At 56.3% G+C, this 20,928-nt stretch carries 23 protein-coding genes; 5 read left to right on the forward strand and 18 right to left on the reverse strand.

Annotated features, from left to right (window positions below):
• Positions 1 to 60: 60 nt before the first annotated feature.
• On the forward strand, positions 61 to 1,704 hold the full coding sequence (locus P1U71_RS10510; protein ID WP_301105557.1) for an adenylate/guanylate cyclase domain-containing protein: 1,644 nt from the start codon (positions 61 to 63) through the stop codon (positions 1,702 to 1,704).
• Here the strand turns inward: P1U71_RS10510 and P1U71_RS10515 are convergent, their stop codons facing one another.
• From P1U71_RS10515 to P1U71_RS10550, 8 genes are all read right to left on the reverse strand, one after another.
• On the reverse strand, positions 1,705 to 2,082 hold the full coding sequence (locus tag P1U71_RS10515; RefSeq protein WP_301105558.1) for a histidine triad nucleotide-binding protein: 378 nt from the start codon (positions 2,080 to 2,082) through the stop codon (positions 1,705 to 1,707).
• 1 nt (position 2,083) lies between these two features.
• Complete coding sequence (locus P1U71_RS10520; protein WP_301105559.1) at positions 2,084 to 2,425, reverse strand: phosphoribosyl-ATP diphosphatase; 342 nt, start codon at positions 2,423 to 2,425, stop codon at positions 2,084 to 2,086.
• Complete coding sequence (hisF, locus tag P1U71_RS10525; RefSeq protein WP_301105560.1) at positions 2,422 to 3,195, reverse strand: imidazole glycerol phosphate synthase subunit HisF; 774 nt, start codon at positions 3,193 to 3,195, stop codon at positions 2,422 to 2,424. Before hisF ends, P1U71_RS10520 begins: the two co-directional genes overlap by 4 nt.
• Positions 3,188 to 3,922: a 1-(5-phosphoribosyl)-5-[(5-phosphoribosylamino)methylideneamino]imidazole-4-carboxamide isomerase gene (gene hisA / locus P1U71_RS10530; protein ID WP_301105561.1), complete on the reverse strand. Its 735-nt coding sequence runs from the start codon at positions 3,920 to 3,922 to the stop codon at positions 3,188 to 3,190. Before hisA ends, hisF begins: the two co-directional genes overlap by 8 nt.
• On the reverse strand, positions 3,900 to 4,469 hold the full coding sequence (locus tag P1U71_RS10535; protein ID WP_301105562.1) for a GNAT family N-acetyltransferase: 570 nt from the start codon (positions 4,467 to 4,469) through the stop codon (positions 3,900 to 3,902). Before P1U71_RS10535 ends, hisA begins: the two co-directional genes overlap by 23 nt.
• Positions 4,470 to 4,473: 4 nt before the next feature.
• Positions 4,474 to 5,115: an imidazole glycerol phosphate synthase subunit HisH gene (gene hisH / locus P1U71_RS10540; RefSeq protein ID WP_301105563.1), complete on the reverse strand. Its 642-nt coding sequence runs from the start codon at positions 5,113 to 5,115 to the stop codon at positions 4,474 to 4,476.
• Between the two features lie 40 nt (positions 5,116 to 5,155).
• Complete coding sequence (hisB, locus tag P1U71_RS10545) at positions 5,156 to 5,755, reverse strand: imidazoleglycerol-phosphate dehydratase HisB (RefSeq protein ID WP_301105564.1); 600 nt, start codon at positions 5,753 to 5,755, stop codon at positions 5,156 to 5,158.
• A 110-nt stretch (positions 5,756 to 5,865) separates the two neighbouring features.
• Positions 5,866 to 6,141 carry a hypothetical protein gene (locus P1U71_RS10550; RefSeq protein ID WP_301105565.1) on the reverse strand — a complete coding sequence of 92 codons (276 nt, stop codon included), beginning with the start codon at positions 6,139 to 6,141 and terminating at the stop codon, positions 5,866 to 5,868.
• 173 nt (positions 6,142 to 6,314) lie between these two features.
• Here P1U71_RS10550 and hslV point away from each other — a divergent pair, with 173 nt between their 5' ends.
• Both hslV and hslU read left to right on the forward strand, forming a co-directional pair.
• Positions 6,315 to 6,875 carry an ATP-dependent protease subunit HslV gene (gene hslV, locus P1U71_RS10555; protein WP_301105566.1) on the forward strand — a complete coding sequence of 187 codons (561 nt, stop codon included), beginning with the start codon at positions 6,315 to 6,317 and terminating at the stop codon, positions 6,873 to 6,875.
• Positions 6,868 to 8,178, forward strand: coding sequence for an ATP-dependent protease ATPase subunit HslU (hslU, locus tag P1U71_RS10560; RefSeq protein ID WP_301105567.1), 1,311 nt, complete (start codon positions 6,868 to 6,870; stop codon positions 8,176 to 8,178). The genes hslV and hslU overlap by 8 nt, the downstream gene beginning before the upstream one ends.
• A 9-nt stretch (positions 8,179 to 8,187) precedes the next feature.
• Here hslU and P1U71_RS10565 read toward each other — a convergent pair whose 3' ends face one another.
• Positions 8,188 to 8,943, reverse strand: coding sequence for an enoyl-CoA hydratase/isomerase family protein (locus P1U71_RS10565; protein WP_301105568.1), 756 nt, complete (start codon positions 8,941 to 8,943; stop codon positions 8,188 to 8,190).
• A gap of 107 nt (positions 8,944 to 9,050) precedes the next feature.
• Here P1U71_RS10565 and P1U71_RS10570 point away from each other — a divergent pair, with 107 nt between their 5' ends.
• Together P1U71_RS10570 and P1U71_RS10575 are read left to right on the forward strand one after the other, a co-directional pair.
• Positions 9,051 to 9,896 (forward strand): class I SAM-dependent methyltransferase, encoded by an 846-nt coding sequence (locus P1U71_RS10570; RefSeq protein WP_301105569.1) that lies wholly within the window; start codon positions 9,051 to 9,053, stop codon positions 9,894 to 9,896.
• A 43-nt stretch (positions 9,897 to 9,939) separates the two neighbouring features.
• Complete coding sequence (locus P1U71_RS10575; RefSeq protein WP_301105570.1) at positions 9,940 to 11,298, forward strand: adenylate/guanylate cyclase domain-containing protein; 1,359 nt, start codon at positions 9,940 to 9,942, stop codon at positions 11,296 to 11,298.
• Positions 11,299 to 11,306: 8 nt separating this feature from the next.
• Here P1U71_RS10575 and P1U71_RS10580 read toward each other — a convergent pair whose 3' ends face one another.
• From P1U71_RS10580 to P1U71_RS10620, 9 genes are all read right to left on the reverse strand, one after another.
• The gene (locus tag P1U71_RS10580; protein ID WP_301105571.1) at positions 11,307 to 12,491 is read right to left on the reverse strand and encodes an ABC transporter permease; all 1,185 of its coding nucleotides are present in this window, start codon (positions 12,489 to 12,491) and stop codon (positions 11,307 to 11,309) included.
• A complete protein-coding gene (locus P1U71_RS10585; RefSeq protein ID WP_367281170.1) occupies positions 12,488 to 13,516 on the reverse strand; it encodes an ABC transporter permease in 1,029 nt (342 codons plus the stop codon). The genes P1U71_RS10580 and P1U71_RS10585 overlap by 4 nt, the downstream gene beginning before the upstream one ends.
• Before the next feature lie 158 nt (positions 13,517 to 13,674).
• Complete coding sequence (locus P1U71_RS10590) at positions 13,675 to 15,570, reverse strand: ABC transporter substrate-binding protein (RefSeq protein WP_301105574.1); 1,896 nt, start codon at positions 15,568 to 15,570, stop codon at positions 13,675 to 13,677.
• Positions 15,567 to 17,459, reverse strand: a complete 1,893-nt coding sequence (locus P1U71_RS10595) for an ABC transporter ATP-binding protein (protein ID WP_301105575.1) — start codon at positions 17,457 to 17,459, stop codon at positions 15,567 to 15,569. Before P1U71_RS10595 ends, P1U71_RS10590 begins: the two co-directional genes overlap by 4 nt.
• The gene (locus P1U71_RS10600) at positions 17,456 to 17,977 is read right to left on the reverse strand and encodes a hypothetical protein (RefSeq protein ID WP_301105576.1); all 522 of its coding nucleotides are present in this window, start codon (positions 17,975 to 17,977) and stop codon (positions 17,456 to 17,458) included. The genes P1U71_RS10595 and P1U71_RS10600 overlap by 4 nt, the downstream gene beginning before the upstream one ends.
• Complete coding sequence (locus P1U71_RS10605; RefSeq protein ID WP_301105577.1) at positions 17,974 to 18,780, reverse strand: polysaccharide deacetylase family protein; 807 nt, start codon at positions 18,778 to 18,780, stop codon at positions 17,974 to 17,976. Before P1U71_RS10605 ends, P1U71_RS10600 begins: the two co-directional genes overlap by 4 nt.
• On the reverse strand, positions 18,777 to 19,940 hold the full coding sequence (locus P1U71_RS10610; RefSeq protein WP_301105578.1) for a glycosyltransferase: 1,164 nt from the start codon (positions 19,938 to 19,940) through the stop codon (positions 18,777 to 18,779). The genes P1U71_RS10605 and P1U71_RS10610 overlap by 4 nt, the downstream gene beginning before the upstream one ends.
• Entirely contained in the window at positions 19,937 to 20,518 is a 582-nt protein-coding gene (locus P1U71_RS10615) for a histidine phosphatase family protein (protein WP_301105579.1), read from the reverse strand. Before P1U71_RS10615 ends, P1U71_RS10610 begins: the two co-directional genes overlap by 4 nt.
• Positions 20,518 to 20,928, reverse strand: a 411-nt coding sequence (locus P1U71_RS10620; RefSeq protein WP_301105580.1) for a glycosyltransferase family 4 protein, incomplete at its 5' end; no start/stop codon positions are given. The genes P1U71_RS10620 and P1U71_RS10615, both read right to left, overlap by 1 nt.

Here is a 20,928-nt window from a genome sequence, read left to right on the forward strand (position 1 = left end):
GCCCTGAAACGAAGAGCACTATCGTTACGCCGGGCCCTTCGGCCGGACCGGCTCAGACTGATGAGCGGCCTTGTGCTGATGATCTTTCTGGCCGGTCATCTTATCAATCACGCACTGGGCCTCATTTCCCTGAACGCGATGGAGTTAGGGCGGGACATCTTTCTCAGCTTCTGGCGGAGCGCGCCCGGGACAACCCTGTTGTTGGCCGCTATCACCCTTCATATCGCCCTGGTCTTTTACAAGCTGCTTCGGCATCGCTCCTACCGCCGGCTTGCGGGTAAGGACATCTTCCAAATCATCCTCGGGCTTATAATTCCACCACTGGTTATCCTTCATATCATCGGCACCCGTGTCGCCCATGAGATTTACGGTGTGGAGGACAGCTACAGCTACGTCCTGTTCAGCTTATGGGTTGCAACCCCGATCCAGGCGTTATTGCAAAGCCTGGGACTGTTGGTTGCCTGGGCGCATGGCTGCCTGGGCGTTCATTTCTGGCTCCGGCTCAAACCCTGGTACGAGAAAGCCTTTCCCGCTCTCTACAGTCTCGCCCTGATCCTGCCAATTGTCTCCTTAAGCGGATTTATTAATGGCGCGAATGAATTGGAGCGGCTGAATGCCGATACCGCCTGGCGAGAGGCGTTTTTCGCGCGCCTCAATCTTCCGCCGGACCTGATCGGCTGGGCCTACACGACCCGGGATATTGGTTTTCAGGTTATGTTCGCGGCCCTCGGCCTGCTTGTGGTAAGCCGGGTCTACTGGACCATCCGCTACCGACGTCGCAAGGTAAATGCCATCACCTATCCTGATGACAGAACCGTTCTCGCCACACCCGGTCTTTCCATTCTGGAGGCAAGCCAGCTTGGCAACATTCCCCATGCGTCCGTATGCGGCGGACGCGGACGCTGCTCCACCTGTCGCATACGGGTCACGCACGGCTGGGACAAGCTGAATCCGGCGAGCGATAAGGAAATTTCCGTTCTCCGCCGTGTCGGCGCTCCGGAAGGAACCCGCCTCGCCTGTCAGAGCATTCCGGCCGGAGATGTGTCCGTCATTCCGCTGCTGCCGGCCACAGCCACCGTGCGTCAGGCCTTTAATCAACCCGCCTATTTGCAAGGGCAGGAAAAGGAAATTGCAATCCTGTTTGCGGATTTGCGGGCCTTCACCAAATTCTCCGAGCAAAAACTCCCCTATGATGTGGTTTTTGTCATCAACCAGTATTTCCGTCATATGGGTGAAGCAATTGAGGAAAATGGCGGTCATCTGGATAAATTCATTGGGGATGGCGTCATGGCGCTATTCGGTCTGAACGAGAATAGCAAAACCGCCAGCCGCATGGCCTTGAACGCCGCCCGGTCAATGTCTAAAGAGCTTGAAATAATGAACGAGAATCTCAAATCTGATCTACCGGCACCGCTTAGAATCGGCATCGGCATCCATGTCGGGCAGGTTATCGTCGGTCAGATGGGCTATGGCAGCGCCACCTCGATTACCGCCATCGGCGATCCAGTCAACACGGCAAGCCGCCTTGAAGCATTGACCAAGGAATATGCCAGCCAGCTTATTTTCTCGGACAAAGTGGCAAATCTCGTGGCGGAGGATTTCTCTGAATTAACCCATGAAAGCACCGAGATTCGCGGTCGGGTTGAACCGCTTGGCATCTATATTGTTGAAGACGCCCAGCGCCTCCCTTATTTCACGGTCTGATCAGTCGCCGGACATGCCTTCGGTCATGCCTGCTTCACCGAGAGGCCTGCCGGACATGATATGAATATGAAAATGCGGCACCAGTTGGCCGGAATTCTTGCCCGTATTGGCGACCAGGCGGTAGCCATCCTCACGCAGGCCAAGCTGATGCGTAATCTCGACAACCTTGGCGAAGAAATTGCTGACTTCCTCCGGTGAGCCATTAATCACGAAATCATCCATATCGATGTAAGGGCGCTTCGGAATGACCAGTACATGGATCGGCGTTCTGGGGGCGATATCGTTGAACGCGAGAATGCTTTCATCCTCATAAACGGTGGTGTTGGGAAGTTCGCCTCTCAGGATTTTGGCAAATATATTGTCGTTATCATACGCCATTCTATTTCTCTCCATCGGTTTTTCGCGCCGCCTTCTCCGCCAGACCGGACTGCCCTTCACGCGCCTCTAATTTGGCATAGATATCAGCGGGGTCAATGCCGGCGTTCGCCCAAAGTACAGATAGATGATAGAGAAGATCCGCGCTCTCCGAGATAATCTCCTCGCGATCCTCAAGCGCCGCCGCGATGGCAAGCTCGACCGCCTCTTCCCCCACCTTCTGGGCAATCTTGGCGCCGCCCTTCGTGTAGAGCTTGGCGGTATAGGAGCTTGTCGGATCGCTTCCTTTGCGCGCCGCAACCGTCGCATATAATCGGTCTAGCCCGGAAAGTTCTTTATCGCTCATGCCGCCTCCTCTTCCAGGCGAACCGCAATGCCGGCATCCCGCATCGCCTCTTTCGCCTCTCTGATCGTAAATTCGCCAAAATGAAAGATCGACGCCGCGAGAACCGCCGTCGCATGGCCGTCGCGGATACCCTCCGCCAGATGATCGAGGGTGCCCACACCGCCCGATGCAATAACCGGAACCGGAATGGCATCCGCCACCGCTCGCGTCAGCGGAATATTAAAGCCCGATCGCGTGCCGTCCCGATCCATGGAAGTCAGCAGGATTTCACCCGCGCCATAGTCCGTCATCCGCTTCGCCCATTCCACAGCATCAATGCCCGTCGGCTCACGGCCGCCATGGGTAAAAATCTCGAACTTATCAGGCCCGGTCTGCTTGGCGTCAATGGCGACAACGATACACTGGCTGCCGAACTGCTCCGCCGCTTCGCGCACAAAGTCCGGTCGCTTGACCGCCGCACTGTTGATCGACACTTTATCTGCACCCGCCAACAGGAGTTTGCGGACATCCTCTACCTGCCGGACGCCACCACCGACGGTGAGCGGCATAAAGCAATGTTCCGCCGTCCGCCGCACTACATCATAGATCGTATCGCGGTTGTCAGATGTGGCAGTGATGTCGAGGAAGCACAGCTCATCCGCCCCTTGCGCGTCATAAATCTGCGCTTGCTCAACGGGATCGCCTGCATCGATCAGGTCAACAAAATTGACGCCCTTGACGACGCGGCCGTCCTTCACATCGAGGCAGGGAATGACGCGGGCTTTAAGCATTTTCGCGCCTCACCAGATCAAGCGCCGCGGCCGGATCAATCCGCCCGTCATAGAGCGCGCGGCCGATGATAACCCCTTCGATTCCACTTGCCTGCACCGCGAGGAGGTTTTCAATATCGACAATGGAGGCCACGCCGCCCGAGGCAATCACCGGAATGGAAATTGCCGCCGCCAGATCGCGCGTTGCCTCGACATTCACGCCCTGCAGCGCGCCATCACGGTCGATGTCCGTATAGATGATAGCTTCCACGCCCGCATCTTCAAATTTCCGGGCGAGATCAAGGGCGGAAGTTTCGCTTGTTTCCGCCCAGCCCTCCACCGCGACCATGCCCCCGCGCGCATCAATCCCGACGGCGATATGCCCCGGGAACTTTTTGCAGGCTTCCTTCACCAGCGCCGGATCACGAAGGGCAATGGTGCCGAGAATAACCCGGCTCAACCCCTTGCTGAGCCACATTTCAATGGTCGCCAGATCGCGAATGCCGCCGCCAAGCTGCGCCGGTACATCGGTTGCCGTGATGATTTTCTCAACCGCCTCCGCATTGACCGGCTTGCCTTCAAACGCGCCATTCAGGTCAACAAGATGCAGCCGTTCGAACCCGGCCTTTTTAAACGCGTGCGCCTGATCCGCCGGATCAGTGTTGAAGACTGTCGCCGCCTCCATTTCCCCGCGAAGCAGGCGAACACAGTTGCCGTCCTTCAGATCAATTGCCGGATAGAGATTCATCGCGCTTTAGCTCCGCCAGTTCTTTTTTATAGTAGAATCCATCGACATATCGTTCGCCATTCCAGGCATAGTTCGATTTAGTTGCCCATTTCTCATAACCATTCCCTTCCAGCAGCGCGATAGCCGCCGTCTGGGTTTCGCGTACATCCACTTCAAGGATCTTGATGCCTTGCTCTTTTGCGCTGTTCTCAATCACGGCGAGAAGGCCGATGGCAAGGCCATGACCACGTGCATAAGGCGCGATAAAAAAGGTAGCCACCTGACCGATATGGGCCCCGGCCTCATTATTGGAAAAAGGTTTCAATAGCTGGCCGGAGCCAACGATCCGTCCTTCAAAACGGGCGCAGTAAAGCTCCCGTACTGGCACCATCAACACGCCCTTCCAGAAATTTTCCTGCACGATACGGCGCGGCGGTGTCAACCAGCCAAACCCGTTCCCATCGAGAATGGCCTCCTCCGCCGCTTCGCACAGATCGTCCATATCCGCCTGATCGAATTCCTTGATTGCTTCAATCACCGGCTGCTGGATATGTCTGATTTTATCCACCACGCTAAGGGCTCCATCGTAAAAAATTCGCGATCAGCCGGAGGCCCGTCTCCTGGCTTTTTTCCGGATGAAACTGCGTGCCGATCATATTGTCCCGACCGACAATCGCCGTGACCGGACCGCTATAGTCGACGGTCGCCAGAACATGAGCCGGATCGCGCGCCGCCAAATGATAGCTATGCACGAAATACGCATGTTGATCGTTCTCGACCCCATCAAAAAGCGGGTGGTCCGCCTTAATCTGCAGCTCGTTCCATCCCATATGAGGGATTTTCAACTCCGGATCCTTAGGGGTCAGCTTTACGACATCCCCCGCAATCCAGCCAAGCCCCTCCGTCGTGCCATGCTCAATCCCCCGGTTCGCCATGAGCTGCATCCCGACGCAAATACCAAAAAAAGGGCGGCCCTTGTCAATGACCGCCTCCTGCAGCGCTTCCACCATGCCATCAAGAGCAAGGAGGCCATTCTTGCAGGCCCGGAACGCCCCGACGCCCGGCAAGACAATCCGATCCGCGGCCGCTACCTCCGCTGCATCGCTGGTGACATTGATCTTCATGGAAAGATTACTTTCACGGCAGGCGCGCTCAAACGCCTTCGCGGCGGAGCGGAGGTTCCCCGAGCCATAATCAATGATTACTGTTTCCATTCCGGTACAATTTCTCCCGCGCAGGCGCGGTGGTTCAAAACTAGAGGCTACCGCCCAGCACGCCCTTGGTGGAAGGGACCGCGTCGGCGCGGCGTGGATCGATTTCTACAGCGTCACGCAATGATCGCGCCAGCGCCTTGAAACAACTCTCCACGATATGATGATTGTTGGTGCCGTAGAGATTTTCGACATGCAGCGTGATTCCGGCGGCCTGTGCAAAGGCCTGGAACCATTCCTTGAACAATTCCGTATCCATCTCGCCGAGCTTGTCGCGGCTGAATTCCACCTTCCAGATCAGATAAGGCCGATTAGAGATATCGAGCGCCACCCGCGTCAAGGTTTCGTCCATCGGAATATGCGCCTCGGCATAGCGCCGGATGCCCTTCAGATCGCCAAGCGCCTTCGCAAAGGCTTCGCCAATCGCGATACCCGTATCTTCCGTCGTGTGGTGAAAATCTATATGCAAGTCGCCGTCCGCGCGCACCGTCAGATCCATCAGGCTGTGGCGGGAAAGCTGCTCCATCATATGATCGAGAAAACCGATACCTGTCTTGACATCATACACGCCCGTACCATCAAGATTGAGTTCAACCTCGATACTGGTTTCTTTTGTTTTCCGCTTCACCGTTCCAACGCGCATGAATTTTCCTTCCAGCCAAGCCGTTTACCGCGTGATTACCTGGCGAGGATATAGCAGGAACGGTGCAGAAATCCAAGTATTAGAGACGATGATAGCGACGAAAGCTCGCGCTACTGGATTGTATCGCCATTGGTTGCCGGCGTTGCAGCCGCCGTTCCAATTTGTGCGCTCGCCTGCGGCGCAGGGGTCGTTGCCACATTCCCGCTGTTCTTGATGGTCTCTTCGGCAAGGTTAAGCGCAAATTCGATGCGATCCGCGAGCTCCCTGTAGTTGTCTTTCAGCGCGTCGGCATGAATATAGCTCAATATCTCGAATATTGCCCGAAGGTTCGAAGCGCGCTCAGCAGCATCATCAATTGCTTCAGTTCCATCACTTACAGTTTCCATCAATCTCTCCTCTTTTGGGCTTTTATCTTGGGGAATGACGCTTCACCTCCTTGATTGTGAAGGGTGGTACTGGCAAAAATACATGCATCATCAAGGACAAAGCCCTTTGCACCTTGACCCGTGCGGCAAAATGGTTACATCGTCAGGGCAAGTTCAAAAAATGAAGAGTATCTATGTCCGAAAAAATTGAAAGCTGGCACGGGACGACAATCCTGTCCGTGCGCAAGAATGGAACCGTGGTTGTTGCCGGTGATGGTCAGGTATCGCTTGGCCAGACGGTGATCAAGTCCAATGCCCGGAAAGTCCGCCGTATTGGCGCGAAAAATGACGTCATCGTCGGCTTTGCCGGTGCGACGGCTGATGCCTTCACCCTGTTTGAGCGTCTGGAAGGCAAGTTGGAACAGCACCCGGGCAACCTGACCCGCGCCTGCGTCGAACTTGCGAAAGACTGGCGAACGGATAAATATCTCCGGCGGCTGGAGGCCATGATGGCCGTCGCCAACAAGGATGTTTCCCTGATCCTGACCGGGACCGGCGACGTGCTGGAGCCGGAAGACGGGATCATCGCCATCGGGTCGGGCGGCAATTATGCCTTGTCCGCAGCCCGGGCGCTGATAGATCGCGAGGATATGGACGCAAAAGACATCGCCCAGAAGGCCATGGCGATTGCGGCCCAGATCTGCGTCTACACCAACGAAAGCGTTATCATCGAAAGTATCGGTAAGAATGACTAATTTATCTCCTCGGGAAATCGTCTATGAACTGGATCGCTTCATCATCGGCCAGTCGGACGCCAAGAAATCCGTTGCCATTGCTTTGCGCAACCGCTGGCGGCGGCAACAATTACCCGAAGACCTGCGCGAAGAGGTGCTGCCGAAAAATATTCTGATGATCGGCCCAACCGGTGTTGGTAAAACGGAAATCTCCCGCCGGCTCGCCAAGCTGGCACACGCGCCCTTCCTGAAGGTTGAGGCCACCAAGTTTACCGAGGTCGGCTATGTCGGCCGCGACGTGGAACAGATTATCCGTGACCTGATGGAAATCGCGCTTAACATGGTGCGAGAGGACCAACGCAAGCAAGTCGTCGCCAAGGCGGAACTCGCCGCCGAAGAGCGGGTTCTTGATGCGCTGGTCGGCGATAAGGCCTCCCCCGATACACGGCAGAAGTTCCGCAAGATGCTGCGCGAGGGCGAGCTTGACGACAAGGAAGTCGAGCTTGAATTGCTCGATACCGGAAGTGGCGGCATGCCGACCTTTGATATTCCGGGAATGCCGGGCGCGCAAATGGGCATGCTCAATCTCAATGACATGCTCGGCAAGCTTGGCGGGCCGCGTACAAAGCCCCGCAAGATGCCGGTGAAAGACAGTTACAAGGTTCTCATTGACGAAGAAAGCGACAAGCTGCTCGATGAGGACGCGGTCGTCCGCGATGCTATCAAGCTGGTTGAAAATAATGGCATCGTCTTCCTTGATGAGATCGACAAGATCTGCGCACGCAGCGACCGCCAGGGCGCGGATATCAGCCGCGAAGGCGTGCAACGCGATCTTCTCCCGCTCATCGAAGGCACGATCGTCAGCACGAAATACGGCACAGTGCGCACAGATCATATTTTGTTTGTCGCCTCTGGCGCCTTCCATATCGCCAAGCCGTCGGATTTACTGCCCGAACTTCAGGGTCGGTTGCCGATCCGGGTGGAACTGCGGGCGCTGACCAAGGAGGATTTCAAGCGCATCCTGACCGAGCCGGAAGCCAGCCTGATCAAGCAGTATGTCGCCCTGATGGAGACCGAGGAAGTGCATCTTAATTTCACCGACGATGCGATTGAAGCCATTGCCACCATCTCCGCCGATGTAAATGCGGCGGTCGAGAATATCGGCGCCCGCCGCTTGCATACAGTGTTGGAGCGGGTGCTGGAGGAAATCAGCTTTCAGGCGTCCGACAAGGGCGGCACCGTCATCAATATCGACAAGGAATATGTCGAGGAGCATCTCGGTGAACTGGCAACGAATATGGATCTTTCCAAATTCATCCTGTAACCGCCGGAATCAGGCTCCCTTAAAGCTGGCGGGGCGTTTCTCCGTCAGCGCCTGCTTGCCCTCGGCGAAATCCTCCGATTGCAGGCATTGATGCTGGAACCCCCGGGCTTTCGCCATATCCAGTTCCCCGCGTGCAATATCATTGAGGGTCTCTTTCATGCCGCGCAAGGAAAGCGGCGCGAGACCGGCAATATCCTGAACGAGGGCTTCCGTGCGCGCCTCCAGCCCCTCAGGCGTAACCAGATAATCCAGAAATCCAATTGCCTTCAGTTCTTCCGCCGACATCTTCTCGCAGGCGAGGAAAAAACGCTTCGCCGGACCGAGACCCAGCCGCACAACAGCCCGCGCGAGACCCACAGGCGGATAGTGAATGCCGATCCGTGCCGGCGGAATAAAGGAACTCATCGTCGTGATCCCGATCCGAAAATCGCAGGAAAGGGCAAGATCAGCCCCGCCGCCATAAACCCCGCCGTTCAAGGCACAGATCGTCGGAAAGGGTAGCCGCTCGACCACATCGGTCAACTGTTCCAACGGGTTTTCATCGAAATTATAACGGCCAAGCTCGCCCAGATCAGCGCCCGCGCAAAAGCTTTTCCCCGTGCCGGTCAGTACCATTACCCTCAGCGATGTGTCTTCCGCTTTCTCACTCAGCCCCTCCCGGAGCGCCTTCATGGTCGCGGGTGAGAGCTTGTTATGCTGCGCCGGATTGTCAAGGCGCACTCTAAGAGTGGTATTTTCAACGGTGATATGAAAAGATGCGCCCATTATCAGTTTCCTTTTTTGCTTTTCTTGAGTTGAGCCCGACCATAAAGAGATTGCCGCCGCCACGCCATGCAAAATAATCCAATGCCCGTTTTTCGAAAAGTCCTCTCATGAATATGCGCCGCCTGCACATGGGCCTCAACACCGTCCTCGGCCTGAAGAAGGAGGGGTTCTTTATTCCCTATCGCTATGCTGCGAGCCTCCCCGATGCGACGGAGCGCGAACCCTATCCCGCCATTGAAAAATTCATGGCGTCGCAAGAAGAAGAATTTGCGAAGTGGTTGAAGACGCTTGCCACCTACCAAGACGCGTTCGAAAATTTCGGCACCCTGCCACCACCTGAACCCCGTTTTGAGCAGGACTGGTTTCCCCGGCTGGACGCGGCAATCGCCTACGCGATGGTGCGTGAGAAGAAACCCACACGCATTGTTGAGATCGGGTCGGGCCATTCCACCCGCTTTATGGCGCGGGCCATCAAGGATGGGGCCCTTTCAACGGAATTCACGGCCATCGACCCGGCCCCGCGCGCCGCCATCGAAACCCTGCCTATCCAGGTGATCCACAAAACCCTGCAGGAGGCGGGGAGCAGCCCCTTCATCAGACTTTCCGCAGGCGATATTCTGTTTATAGACAGCAGCCATATTGCCATGCCGGGAAGTGATGTTGACCGCCTGTTTCTGGACATCTTGCCATCCCTGCCGCCGGGCGTGATGATCCATATCCATGATATCTTCCTCCCCCATGACTATCCAGAGAGCTGGGACTGGCGCGGGTATAACGAACAGCAACTCGCCGCCCTTCTTTTTCTTGGTGGCGGTTATGATCTCCTGTTTTCAAGCGCCTATGTCACAAGCCGGATGAAGGCGGCATTGGCGCAGTCTGTGATCAAGGATTTGTCGATCCCGGACGGCGCAGTGGAGACAAGCCTGTGGCTGAAAAAGCGGGTGATCACTTAAAAATGAAGGGTTGTGCTTTCTATGTTACCGAGAACGAGCGCATATGACGGGAATGTGGACAAGCATTAAAAAAGCCATTCTGGGCGAAGCAATCGACGGGAAATTGCCCGCGCGGGTGCAGGATGCCATCACGCGCCAGCAGAGCCAGTCGGAAATCCTGATCGCCTGGGTGCAGGTGTTTATCGTCATTACCTTCTCCACCCTCTATGCCCTCTCGCCAAAGACCTTCGCCGCCGATGTCATGTTCGCACCTGTGCCGTATGCGCTTATGATCTACGGGCTGTTTACGGCGCTTCGCCTGCTGCTCGCCTATTTCGGCAGGATGCCGTGGTGGTTTATCAGTCTCTCTGTCATCGCCGATATGGCGCTTTTGATGTTCCTGATCTGGAGTTTTCATATCCAGTATGAACAGCCGCCATCCTTCTATCTGAAGGCACCGACCCTGCTCTATGTCTTTATCTTTATCGCTCTTCGCGCCCTTCGGTTCGAGGCGACCTATGTTCTGCTCGCGGGAGCGTCGGCGGCGATTGGCTGGCTTATCCTGTTGGGATATGCCGTCCATATTGACGGCGGCATGGCGCAGATCACCCGCGATTACGTTGAATTCACCATGTCGCATAAAATCCTGCTCGGCGCGGAGTTTGACAAGGTCATCAGCATTATCGTGGTCACCCTCATCCTCGCACTGGTCATTGTGCGGGCGCGGCGGCTACTGATCCATTCCGTGGCGCAGGCAACCGCAGCAGAGGATCTCTCGCGCTTCTTCTCACCGGAGATCGCGGCGCAGATTACCCATTCAGAAAGCTGGATCGAGCCCGGCACCGGCGAAAGTCGTCAGGCGGCAATCCTGCATTGCGATCTGCAGGGCTTTACCAAGCTCTCCATGGAGCGGCCCGCGAATGAGGTGATTTCGCTGCTGGCGGAATATCAATCCCGCATGGTGCCCGTAATCCAGAAGCATGGCGGCACCATCGACAAGTTCCTCGGCGACGGCATCCTAGCGACCTTCGGCGCGGCGGTCCCGACGGAGCATTACGCAGCCGATTGCCTCCGTGCAATGGAGGATCTGAGCAAAGAATCGGTAGCTTGGTCAAAGGACCGGGAAGCGGACGGAAAAGACCCGATGACTGTCCGTTTTGTCTCCGCTGTTGGCGCGATTGTGTTCGGCGCGGTCGGGGACAGCAGCCGGCTTGAGTACACGGTGATTGGGGAGCCGGTCAATCTCGCCGCCAAGCTCGACAAGCATGCAAAAGATGAGCAGGCCACTGGCGTCACCACAAGGGACGCGCTGGAACTCGCCCGCGCGCAGGGCTATACGTCCAAGGCTAGCTTGGAAATTCGGGAAGGGCGGGCCGTTGACGGCATCAAGGGGACCGTCGATCTCGCCATCTTCCGCCCCTGATTCCCGTGTTACTTATACGGATCCGCCGCGTCGCGCAGGCCGTCGCCCAGGAAGTTAAACGCCAACACCACAATAATCACCGGCAGTACCGGATAGATCAGCCAAGGCGTCGTCGCCACCGCGTTGATATTAGTCGTCTCATTGAGAAGAACGCCCCATGACGTAATCGGTGGACGCAATCCCAACCCGAGGAAGGAGAGCGCCGTCTCCCCCAATATCATGCTCGGGATCGCGAGGCTGGCACTGGCAATCAGATGGCTTGCAAAAGAGGGCAGCAGGTGACGGCCGATAATCCGCTTAGGCTTGGCGCCCATCAACTGCGCGGCGGTGCAGAAATCCTCCTCCCGGAGCGAGAGGAATTTCGATCGCACGGCACGCGCAAGTCCCGGCCAGTCGAGGAGCCCGAGAATTACCGTCAGCCCGAAGAAGACAAGGATCGGCGACCAGGTCACCGGCAGCGCCGCGGACAGCGCCAGCCAGAGCGGCAGCTGCGGCAGGGATTTCAGGAGCTCGATCGTTCGCTGGATGACATTGTCGATCCAGCCGCCGTAATAACCGGAAATGCCGCCCAGAATAATGCCAAGGGTGAAGCTGATGGCGATGCCGATCAAGCCAATAGAGAGGGAAATTCGCGCACCATAGATAATACGCGAAAGAATATCCCGCCCGAGCCGGTCGGTCCCAAGCCAGAAGAAGGAAGCCAGTTTCTTGTCATCCGGACAGACGAGATGCAAATTCGCCTTGAACATTCCCCAGAATTTATATTCATCTCCGGCGCAGAAGAAGCGCAAGGGATAAGGCTTGTTGCTATTGATCTCATATTCGCGCTTCAAGGTTTCCCGGTTGAGCCGCTGCTTATAGCCATAGACGAAGGGACCGACGAGCTCGCCATCATGAAAGAGATGGATCGACTGCGGCGGCGCGAAGATATATTTCGTATGTCGCGTCTGCAGATCATAAGGCGCCAGAAATTCCGATATCAAGATGGATAGATAGAAGAGCAGCAAGACAATCCCGCTGATGACCGCAATCCGGTGGCGGCGGAACTTCCACCACATCATCTGCCATTGCGACGCCATGTAGAAGCGTTCCTGCTCGGGCGTGAATTTCTCCACCGAGTGGGGGTCAAACGGTTCGCGGGAATACCAATGCTCGAGCGGCGGCTCCTTGTTGGGTCCGGTTGTCTCCGTCATTTCGTCGCCCCCCCGGTCAATCGAATGCGTGGATCAAGGACCGCCAGTAGCACATCGGAGACAAACATGCCGACCACCGTCAACAAGGCGAGAAACATCAGGAGAGAGCCCGCCATATACTGATCCTGGTTCCGCAATGCCTCAAGGAGAAGCGGGCCAACGGTTGGCAAGCTCAAGACCATGCTCACAATAACAGAGCCGGAAATCACATCCGGCAGGAGATTGCCGATATCGGCGATAAACGGGTTGAGCGACATGCGGATCGGGTATTTGATCAGTGCTTTCAACCGCGGTACGCCCTTCGCTTTCGCCGTCGTCACATATTGCTTTTGCAGCTCATCCAGCAGATTGGCTCGAAGGCGCCGGATCATCGACGCTGTCCCGCTCGTGCCGATGACGACTACCGGGACGATCATATGATCGAGGACCGACATCGCCTTCTCAAAGCTCCATGGCTGATTGATATATTCGTCATCCATCAGCCCGCCGATGGAAACACCGAAATAGACGTTGGCGTAATAAAGCAGCACCATGGCGAGCAGGAAATTCGGGGTCGCGAGGCCAAGATAGCCGATCAGGGTAAAGCCATAATCACCGATGGAATATTGTCGGGTCGCTGAATACACACCGATGGGAAAGGCGACGATATAGATAAAGAGAATGGTCGAGAAATTGATCAGGAAGGAGAGGCCAAGACGATCCCCCACAACCTCTTTCACCGGTAGATCATAGGCGAAGGACTGACCCCAGTTTCCCTGTATCAGGCCGGAAAATCCGTCCGGACCGGGCCAGAAGCCCATCCAGCGCGCATATTGTTCAATCGGCGATTTATCAAGGGCATATTGCTCCCGATAAAAGGCGATTTTCGCCATCGCCGACGCGGATTCGCCCTGGGAGCGGAGTTCTTCAAGCTGGTTGGAAAGGTAATCACCAGGCGGTAGCTGGATAATAACAAACGTCAGAATACTGATCACCAGCAGGGTGGGAATCATAATCAGCACTCTGTGTACGAAATAGGTAAACATTCAACTCTGCCCCGCGAGGTTCCGATTTTTCATCGGGTCCGCCTCATACCATTGTCGCATTGTTCGCCGAAATGCGGCGCGGCGTCAACCGGTGCACTGAAAAATGCGGTGAATGCTCTGATTTCGCCTCCCCTCACTGCTCCGGCCTCCCTGAACGCTTACTCTTCAAACCAGAATAAATCCGGATGATAAATGCCGAACTGCGCCCCGGGGTCCCAGTTATAGATACCTTCCCTTGGGACATTCCGCAGCTTATCGGAGACGACAATGGGCTGCAAAATTGCCCCGACGACACCGATGGTGAATTGCTGATCCGCGTGAATTTGCAGCATTTTCCGCCAAATCTCTGCTTTTTCATCGTCATCTGTGGTTGTCAGCCATTTATTGTACAGCTCGAACAGATGCTGCGCTTCGGGCATATCCACGGGCTCCCCGGATTTACCCTTTGTCTCGAAATACTGGCCCCATTTCGGCCATTGATAGCTGGTCTGACTGGTCGGCGCGCGGGTCGCCGGGCTGGACTGCGCGGTCGGCACGCCATCTTCAAATCCGGACCAGACGGACATCGCTGTCTCCCCGGAGAAAATGCGGTTTCGGAACACCGCCCGCTGGGACGGCTTGGTGAAGACTTCAATGCCGATTTGCTTCCAGGATTCGTTGATCAACTCCAGAATATCCGACTGTTCCGTCTCCTCGCCCGCCGTTTCAATCACGATCACCAGCGGCTCGCCATTGGGCATGAGCCGCGTGCCGTCATGATTGCGCGCCGTCAGACCCATATCGTCGAGCAAGCTGTTGGCCGTCTCGATGTCGAAAGTCGCCCATTTGGTGCGTAATTCCTCGGTATAGAAGGGGCTTTGCTTCTGGACCGCGTTATTCCCCTCCACCGCCAGACCAAAGAACAGGATATCGTTGATTTCCTCCCGATTGATCGCAAGAGATAGCGCCCGGCGGAAGCGCGCATCGCGCATCAGCTTGCGCCAGGTCGGGTTCTCACTGTTGAGATTGGGATAAAGCGTGAAATGTGAGCCGCGGCCGGTCTCCCAGAGCAGCACCTTATAATGGGAACGCTGCTCATTCTCCTTCAAAAAGGTGGCGTCCTGCAGGCGCAGACCCCGGGCCTGAAGATCTGTATCCCCGGAGGCGGCCTTCGCCGGGATCAGCTTGCCCTCCGACACCGTGTAAATCAGCTCATCGATATAGGGCAGTTGCCGACCTTCCGGATCAACCCTGTGGAAATAAGGGTTTCGCTCGCCCACGAACCGGGTTGCCGGCGCGGGGGTCGTATTGCGCCAGGGTTGCAACGTCGGCAGTTCCGGGTTATCGAATTTATAGAGGTTATCAAGGCGGTTATGGTTCGCCGCCCAGGCCTTGAGCTTGATTTTCTGTTTCGGCGACAGTGTTGAGCGGTCAACATATTCGATATGATGATTTTTCAGGTAATGTGACGGGCGATAGATGAGGAGCGGGGCCGCACCGGCAAGATTGGCAAGGAAATTGGGGTTCGGGGCAGACCAGGAATAGATAACAGTCAACGGGTCGGGAAACTCGACCTTCGGGAGTTCACCGTTGACCAGTAGTTCCGCCGGCGGACCTGCCGGAAAAAGCTTCGGGTTGTTAGCCGTATCTTCCCACCAGTAGCGGAAATCCTCTGATGTGAAGGGATGACCATCGGACCATTTATGCCCCTCCCGGAGTTTCATGACGAAAGTCCGGCTGTCCATCACCTCCACAGAGGCAAGGATATCGGGCTTGATCTCAAAGTCTTTCGTATAACCGACAAGGCGGGCATAGCCGTTGACGAACATGAGTTTCACATCAGCGGGGCTGCCGACCAATGTCCTGAGCGTGCCGCCATATCTGCCGATCACTTGATCTTTTCCGGGCGTTATCACCAGCGGGTCCTTCGGCAAACGTTCCGCCATCGGAGGGAGAGTGCCCGAAGACACCGAATGCTGGAAATAGGGTACTTCTGCAAGGGCGGCGCCCGCCGGGATCGTACATATCAGCGCCGATACGGCAAATGCCTGCGATACTTTGCGCCATATTCTCATAGCCGCAATTCCTCCAGATCCGTATTCTCATGCACCCGGACAAAATGGCCCTCCCCGATATCCATCATGACGGGGCTTGTATGCACATCGGCGGTAAAAGGCGCGGGCCAGAGTTCCGGATTGGACGCCTTTTCCTCCACCAGGTTAGAGAAATTGAGCCGGTGATTGGGGTCCGGTTCCGGCACGGCCGCCAGAAGGCGTTTCGTATAGGGATGCACCGGATTTTTAAACAAAGCCTCTTTCGGGGCAGTTTCGACAAGCCGCCCCTTACACATCACGGCGATCCTGTCGGCGATATAATCGACCACGGCGAGGTTATGGGAGATAAACAGATAGGTCAGGCCAAGTTCGGCCTGAAGGTCTTTCAACAGATTGAGGATTTGCGCCTGAATGGAGACATCCAGCGCCGAGACCGGCTCATCGCAGATCAGCAGATCGGGCTTCAGCGCCAGCGCCCGGGCAATACCGATCCGTTGCCGCTGGCCACCGGAGAAGGAATGCGGATAGCGGCGCAGGAAGCGGATATCGAGGCCAACCAGCGTCATCAGTTCCTTCACTGTTTCCTCCCGCTCCGCCGAGGTGCCGACGTTATGGATAATCAACGGTTCAGAAATGATATCGAACACCGTCATTCGCGGATTGAGCGACGAGAACGGATCCTGGAAAATAAACTGGACCTTATTGCGATAATCAAAAAGCTCGTCGTTGTTAAGGGCGAGAACATCGATATCGCGCCCGCGATCATTATAAGTCACGCTTCCGTCCGTCGTTGTCAGCGCCCGCAAGATAAGCTTGGACAGGGTCGTCTTACCGCATCCGCTTTCCCCTACGAGACCGAGACATTCACCCGGCTTGATAAAAAAGCTGACATTATCCACCGCCAGCACTTCGCCTGCCGGCTTCGCCCCGAAAAGCGAGGATTTCCGCGTCGTGAATTTCTTGGTGAGATTGCGGACGTCAAGGATCGGTTTCTCGTCACCCGTCGCAATCGGGCGCGGGTTGGCCTGCTGCAGAAACTTGCTGTCCGCCTCGCGCTTGATCTCGCGGATCGGGGTCAAGCGCTCTCCCGGCTTCATGTCGAACCGCGGAATGGCCTGCATCAGGGCTTTCAGGTAGGGATGCTCCGGATTCTTGAAAATATCCTCAAGGGTGCCCTGCTCCATGACCTTGCCATGATACATCACGACAATCTCGTCCGCCATGCTGGCGACAACACCCAGATCATGGGTAATCAGCAAAATTGCCATGCCGAGCTGCTTTTGCAGGTTCTGCATCAAGTCAAGTATTTGCGCTTGGATCGTCACATCAAGCGCGGTCGTCGGTTCATCCGCGATCAACAGTGCGGGCTTGCAGATCATCGCCATCGCAATCATTGCCCGTTGCCGCAATCCCCCTGAAAGTTCAAACGGATAGGTATGAAACGCCTCATCCGGCTCGGGGAAGCCCACAAGGCGCAGCATGTCGACGGTTATCTGCACCCCTTCGGCCTTGGTTTTCTTGTGATGCAGATGCAGGGCCTCGGAAATCTGGTCGCCGATTGTATGGAGCGGCGAGAGGGAGGTCATTGGCTCCTGAAAGATAATCGAGATACGCCCACCCCGAATATTGCGCATTTCCTTGCTGTCCGGCTTCAACTTGGCGATGTCGTAAAATACGCCGGGTTTTTCCGGATCGAAGAAGAGGATTTCTCCGCTGGTGATATGCGCCGGTTTCGGCAGAATGGACATGATCGCCTGGCTAATCACCGACTTACCCGAGCCGGATTCGCCGACCAGTGCAACCGTCTTGCCGTCGGGCACCCGAAAGCTGACCCCTTCCACCGCCCTGATCGTGCCTTCCGCAACCCGGAATTCGACCTTCAGATCCCTGACCAGCAGCACATTCGTCATCGGTTCGCCATCCCATAGGCAGTTGAGGGGGTACGGGCCTGTCGCACGATGCCAAGGGCCTGCATGTTTCGCACCGTATTCCGATCGGGAACAAGACCGTTTTCCGCCGCCGCCCGCGCGGCCCGCTCTACCAGCTCCTCAAACCCGCCGATGGTTGAATCGATACTCAATCTTACGCCCCCGCCTTTCAGCTTCAGATGCATCCAACCCGCTTCCCGATCCCGCCGTGTCGAGTAGTAATTCAGGTTAAATCCGTCCAGTTCCTCCCATTTTATGCGTCGCTCTACGGGACCGGACATGATAATGCCAGCGCCGCTCACCTCAAACCGGGTGAATTGCCGGAAAATTGCCCGCAAGCCATATAGAATGAAAGCGCATAGCAAAAATACCAGCAGGTAAACAATGACAGATATCGGGTTTAACAACAAGAGTGGAACGAGTGTTCCGACAATGCCAAAAAAGGCCCGTATATAGCTGCCCAGAAGGCTCTTCCTAGGATATGTGAAGACCTGAGTCATTCCAGTGCCTGTTCCGCCTCCTGATGAAATGCCGCATCCGGCAATCCCTCCACCAGCGCGAGTGCCCCTTCGATGGTGACAAACCGCACCGCCGGATGATCCGTCAATACCGCCAACAGCTTATAGAGCGCCGCCCAGATTTCCTCATCATGCACAAGATGATGGGTAAGGAGGCCGGTCGGCTCCATTGGGTCCGCCTGCCGTTCCCGCCGCGCCGCCAGATGTCCTGTGACCATCTCAAGGAGATCTGTCTCGGGTACAACGCTTCTGTCTCCTCGCCAATTTACTGGATCAATATGCGTATTGATCTCTGCAAGCTTCGGCCGGATCAACGCCGCCTTTCGCGCCTTGTAGCGGGAAACGCCGATAAAGCCGAGATTAGCCAGCACACCAAGATGGTTGTCGGCAATCCGATTCCAGGGTGGCACCATTATGGGCACAAACTGGTCGGCAAAAATCCGCGCAAGTGTCTCTTTTCCTTGTGTTAAGTCAGCGGTCACTTCCTCGGCCGGGCGGTTTTCGGGGAATTCCGATTTCTTCTCCCCCTTGGCGGCAAAATTCTCATGGGAGACCCCATGCTGGAGGATCGCGCAATGTTCCAGATGATTGACCAGCTCCGCATCCGCATTGGCAGGGATGACAGCAAGTGCGAGCGGAAGGTCAAAATGCTCCTTCAGATGCAACAGCCGGTCGAGTGCGGGCGTCGGCGCGACCACGTCATCATCGCGCCACCAGAAAGTTGCTACCCGCCCCTCCGATCGCCAGAGGTCGAGTTCGCTTTTCAGGCTGTTCCAATCGCTCATCTGCTCTTATCTGCCCATTTTTTCAGCAATTCTATCGTTTTTACCGCGCCATTTACATCAATTTCCGCCTGCGCCGGCGGGCCATTCAGGGCGCCATCCACCTTGGCCGCGAGAATTTCGGGCGTGAGGCCCTCTTCATCGGCAATCTGTAAAACGCCTTTCTCGGCAAGCAACCGGGCGCGGAGCGTCTGTTCAGTCTCCAAACCGCCCGCATAGGGCACAATGACCGCGCGGCATTTGGCGTGGAGGGTTTCCATCACCGTATTATAGCCGCCCTGACTTATAGATAGCGCAGAATTCATCAAAAGCGTGGTGAAATCGGCCCGTGCGCGCTCGACAATCACACCCTCAGGCGCTACTGCGGTGAGCTCTTCAAAGATTTCCGTCTCTACCGTCGCGCCGACCATTATCCGCCAGATCAGGTCCTTCGCAGAGCTGAGCGCTCGCGCCTTCATCGCTGTTTTCAGAAGATTTGTGCCGACGGCCCCGCCGCCACTGGAGACAATCACCTCGCCTGCGCCCGGCGCATCCGGCCCACCTTTTACGCCCGTATGATCGACCACATAGCCGGTATAGAAGATACGATCCTTGATCCGCTCCGTATGCGGGAAGGTCTTGTCGAGCGAGATCAGGTCCGGATCGCCATGGACCATGACGTAATCGAAATATGTCTCCACCAGACCCAACATTTCATCATTCCGGCCCGGCTTTGTCTGCGCCACGAGGATATCCCGGACAGAAGAAATGATGAGTGGGCGCACCGTATCGGCCCGCGCCGCCTCCAACAGCGGGAGCAATTCGAAGCGCATTTGCCGCCGACCAAAGGGGAACAGCTCGGTAATCAAGATATCAGGTTTATGCTCGCGATAAATGTCGAGGAGCATATTTGCGCGTTTCTGCCGCCATTCATCGTCGATCTGCTGGCCCTCTTCATCAACCAGCACCTTGAAATAAAGATCTGTCGCGCGCGTCGCGGGAAGCTGGATCAGCCGGGCGCCACCGAGATCGACATCAATCTCATGCCCGCCGGAGACAACCGTCACATCGAAACCCTCGCGCATCATGTTGCGGGCCAGCGTCGCCGTCCGCTTGAGATGCCCGATACCAAGCAGGTGCTGGACATAGAACAGAATTTTCAGCGGGTTTGATGGCTCTGTCATGCGTCTTCCATACTGATATTAATGCGCAGCGGCAGAAGGCCACCGTCGGAGCTTACCTCGAATAGATGGCCGGTCGCCCAATCGAACTTGACCGGCGCCTTGTCCGTCATATCCCAGTTATAGGCAAGAGACTTTAACGCGCGTATGACACCTTTGTGGGTGACAGCAATAGTATCGGCCTCTAGCCCCTGAAGCCAGGGTTTCAGCCGCGCCGCTACATCAGCGGGACTTTCCCCACCGGGCGGCGTCATGTTAAGGCCGCGGGATTCGTTGTATTTGAATTCCGCACCATATTTTTCACTAAGATCGGAAAGCGTCTCCCCCTCCCATTCCCCCCAATTCATCTCGATCAGCGCAGGCTCAATTTTAAGGTTCTTTGCCCCCAGCAGCTCCGCCGTCTCGCGCGTACGCTTCAAGGGGCTGGAGGTCCAGTTAAATCCGCCAAATTCAGCGGGCAGGCGCATTCCTGCAAGTTCTATCCGGCCAAGTTCACTGAGCGGAATATCTGTGCGGCCCTGAATTTTTCTCTTCAGGTTCCATTCGGTCTTACCATGCCGAATGACCAACAGCCGAACCATCAGAGTGCCCTCCCAATATGCGTCTTTAAAATCTCCGCCGCCTTGGGGAGGGTCCGCTCCGTCCGGACAAACCGCTGCCCCGCGCGCGCCATTTTCTCCCGTAAGGGAGCATCGGCGAGGAGCCTATCAATCGCGCCCGCAAAGGCAACCGCATCCTCGGGCGGAGTGAGAAGGCCGGTCTTGTTGTTCATCACCACATCCGGCACGCCGCGAATATTCCCGGCCACCACGGGAAGACCGCATCCTTCCGCCTCCAGAAAGGCCATACCGTAGGCCTCTCCGCAGGCAGGCCAGACATAGAGATCGGCGTGCTTGTACCAGCCGGGCAAGGCATCGGGCGTCATGGCACCAAGATAGACCGCCTTGTCGTCAAGGGGGGCGAGCACCGCTTCCACCTCAGGCCGTTTCTC

The organism is Sneathiella sp. (assembly GCF_029233945.1).
In the GTDB taxonomy this organism is placed as follows: Bacteria; Pseudomonadota; Alphaproteobacteria; order Sneathiellales; family Sneathiellaceae; genus Sneathiella.

What these genes read in the sequence shown, in the direction of transcription:
- P1U71_RS10510 (WP_301105557.1), top strand. Translation starts at nt 61, where the DNA reads ATGAGCGGCCTTGTGCTGATGATCTTTCTGGCCGGTCATCTTATCAAT.
- P1U71_RS10515 (WP_301105558.1), bottom strand. Translation starts at nt 2,082, where the DNA reads ATGGCGTATGATAACGACAATATATTTGCCAAAATCCTGAGAGGCGAA.
- P1U71_RS10520 (WP_301105559.1), bottom strand. Translation starts at nt 2,425, where the DNA reads ATGAGCGATAAAGAACTTTCCGGGCTAGACCGATTATATGCGACGGTT.
- hisF (WP_301105560.1), bottom strand. Translation starts at nt 3,195, where the DNA reads ATGCTTAAAGCCCGCGTCATTCCCTGCCTCGATGTGAAGGACGGCCGC.
- hisA (WP_301105561.1), bottom strand. Translation starts at nt 3,922, where the DNA reads ATGAATCTCTATCCGGCAATTGATCTGAAGGACGGCAACTGTGTTCGC.
- hisH (WP_301105563.1), bottom strand. Translation starts at nt 5,115, where the DNA reads ATGGAAACAGTAATCATTGATTATGGCTCGGGGAACCTCCGCTCCGCC.
- hisB (WP_301105564.1), bottom strand. Translation starts at nt 5,755, where the DNA reads ATGCGCGTTGGAACGGTGAAGCGGAAAACAAAAGAAACCAGTATCGAG.
- P1U71_RS10550 (WP_301105565.1), bottom strand. Translation starts at nt 6,141, where the DNA reads ATGGAAACTGTAAGTGATGGAACTGAAGCAATTGATGATGCTGCTGAG.
- hslV (WP_301105566.1), top strand. Translation starts at nt 6,315, where the DNA reads ATGTCCGAAAAAATTGAAAGCTGGCACGGGACGACAATCCTGTCCGTG.
- hslU (WP_301105567.1), top strand. Translation starts at nt 6,868, where the DNA reads ATGACTAATTTATCTCCTCGGGAAATCGTCTATGAACTGGATCGCTTC.
- P1U71_RS10565 (WP_301105568.1), bottom strand. Translation starts at nt 8,943, where the DNA reads ATGGGCGCATCTTTTCATATCACCGTTGAAAATACCACTCTTAGAGTG.
- P1U71_RS10570 (WP_301105569.1), top strand. Translation starts at nt 9,051, where the DNA reads ATGAATATGCGCCGCCTGCACATGGGCCTCAACACCGTCCTCGGCCTG.
- P1U71_RS10575 (WP_301105570.1), top strand. Translation starts at nt 9,940, where the DNA reads ATGACGGGAATGTGGACAAGCATTAAAAAAGCCATTCTGGGCGAAGCA.
- P1U71_RS10580 (WP_301105571.1), bottom strand. Translation starts at nt 12,491, where the DNA reads ATGACGGAGACAACCGGACCCAACAAGGAGCCGCCGCTCGAGCATTGG.
- P1U71_RS10585 (WP_367281170.1), bottom strand. Translation starts at nt 13,516, where the DNA reads ATGTTTACCTATTTCGTACACAGAGTGCTGATTATGATTCCCACCCTG.
- P1U71_RS10590 (WP_301105574.1), bottom strand. Translation starts at nt 15,570, where the DNA reads ATGAGAATATGGCGCAAAGTATCGCAGGCATTTGCCGTATCGGCGCTG.
- P1U71_RS10595 (WP_301105575.1), bottom strand. Translation starts at nt 17,459, where the DNA reads ATGACGAATGTGCTGCTGGTCAGGGATCTGAAGGTCGAATTCCGGGTT.
- P1U71_RS10600 (WP_301105576.1), bottom strand. Translation starts at nt 17,977, where the DNA reads ATGACTCAGGTCTTCACATATCCTAGGAAGAGCCTTCTGGGCAGCTAT.
- P1U71_RS10605 (WP_301105577.1), bottom strand. Translation starts at nt 18,780, where the DNA reads ATGAGCGATTGGAACAGCCTGAAAAGCGAACTCGACCTCTGGCGATCG.
- P1U71_RS10610 (WP_301105578.1), bottom strand. Translation starts at nt 19,940, where the DNA reads ATGACAGAGCCATCAAACCCGCTGAAAATTCTGTTCTATGTCCAGCAC.
- P1U71_RS10615 (WP_301105579.1), bottom strand. Translation starts at nt 20,518, where the DNA reads ATGGTTCGGCTGTTGGTCATTCGGCATGGTAAGACCGAATGGAACCTG.